2 protein-coding genes are annotated in these 1944 nt (G+C 31.6%); both read left to right on the forward strand.

Annotation, left to right across the window (positions count from 1 at the left end; all coding sequences use genetic code 11):
• The first annotated feature begins 173 nt into the window (after positions 1 to 173).
• Entirely contained in the window at positions 174 to 1499 is a 1326-nt protein-coding gene (locus Megvenef_RS09180) for a KUP/HAK/KT family potassium transporter (RefSeq protein WP_322777623.1), read from the forward strand.
• Positions 1500 to 1616: 117 nt separating this feature from the next.
• The coding region (locus tag Megvenef_RS09185; RefSeq protein ID WP_322776028.1) for a transposase at positions 1617 to 1944 on the forward strand (328 nt) is incomplete at its 3' end.

The following is a 1944-nucleotide window of genomic DNA, read 5'->3' on the forward strand; positions in this document are numbered from 1 at the left end:
CTATGGCTCATTTTATGATCAAATTCGAAGGGAGAATTTAAGTGCCTATAATCGAATTTACACAAATAGATGGAAAGTCTCAAAATGTCGGATTTTATATGGCTTTTTATATTTTTAACGCCAATTCTGGATAAGCTATAGTGGTTTAAATTGGCATTTCTAAGATTATTTCATTGAAGAAAACATTAGGTAGTTCACGGTTATTATTACTAAGTACTATTGGGATAGTATATGGAGACATAGGAACTAGCCCTTTATATGCCCTAAAAAGTTCGTTTATAATAGGTGGTTTGGAAGCCACTCCAAGTAACGTCCTAGGTCTGATTAGTCTGTTTATATGGATATTATTTCTCGTAGTAACTGTTAAATATATTTATCTTGTAATGAATATAGATAAAGACGAAGAGAGAGGAGGTATATTGGCATTATCCTTTTTATGTTCTACCATAAAACATTCACATTATAAAACTATATCAATAGTACTTGGAATGTTAGGCGCTGCATTGTTATTCGGAGATGGAGTAATCACCCCAGCTATATCTGTACTTAGTGCATTAGAAGGTTTAAATATTGTCTATTTAGGTATACAAAAATATATAATATTACTATCAATTGGCGTTTTAACTCTGCTTTTTGGATTTCAGCAAATAGGGAGCAATAAACTTGGGTTTTTTTTTGGTCCTATTATGATAATTTGGTTTTTAACTTTGGCTTGCCTTGGTATTTATAACATTATTGCTGAACCTATGATTTTAAAGGCATTAAATCCCTATTTTATTATTTATTTTATCTTTGATAATGGATGGGCAGCATTTAAAGCTCTTAGCGGTGTATTCTTAGTAGTTACTGGTGCAGAAGCCTTATATGCTGATAGAGGTCATTTTGGAAATATTCCTATTAAGCAAACATGGTATTTTTTAGTTTTTCCCTCATTAATTCTAAATTATTTAGGCCAAGGAAGCTTGCTTTTGAGATCTCCAGAATTAGTATTTGATCCATTTTACCACCTTATACCTTCAGCAGGTCTTTATCCATTGATAATATTAGCCACTATGGCAACTATAATCGCCTCACAAGCTATGATATCAGGAGTTTTCTCACTTAGTTGGCAAGCAATAACATTAGGTTATTTACCAAAACTTAAGGTTGTTCACTTATCAAATAATCCAGGTCAAGTCTATGTTCCTATAGTTAATAAGATACTTTATATATTAACTGTCATAGCTATTCTATATTTTCAAACTTCCTACCAGTTATCTTTTGCTTATGGGCTAAGTGTTTCTGGAGTGATGCTTATCACAACCATCCTTTTCTCAATATTATTACTTAATAGAAAAACTTCGAATATTCTTAAGATTATTATCATTTCCTTGATAGTGTTTTTAGATAGTACTTTTGTTCTTACTAACATTATAAAAATCTTTGAAGGAGCTTGGTACACCTTACTGATTACCGGCGTAATGTATTATATAATGCAAAAAAAAGAGTTCAGTAGTTAGTCCCTCCGTCAAAACTCTCCCCGCCTGAATTAACAAGGGGTTTCATGTCATAAACAGCTTACAAAATCCATAAGAAAATGGTATAATTACCGCATAAAGCTTACGGATTTTAAAATTATGCCTATAGAAAATATTACTTTTCTCCAAAAACAAGAAAGGTTATTTGAAGAGAAATTATCTACAAAACTAAATCCTAAAAACAAGTTATATAAACTAAGGGATTTAGTAAATTGGTCTGAACTTGAAGCCAGAGCATTGCCTAACATTGAAATCAAGCAATTTGGTAGAAATAAGAAAGATCATAGAGTAATGCTAGCACTATCAATGCTTCAAGCTATGTACAACGGTTCTGATTCGTTTACGGAGGAAGAGCTAAAGGAAAATATTTATTGGCAATATTTTTGTGGTTATGAATATTTGCAGCAAGATCTTGATGTGTCTGAAG

Source organism: Candidatus Megaera venefica (assembly GCF_034554655.1).
Taxonomy (GTDB): Bacteria; Pseudomonadota; Alphaproteobacteria; order Rickettsiales; family Rickettsiaceae; genus Megaera_A; species Megaera_A venefica.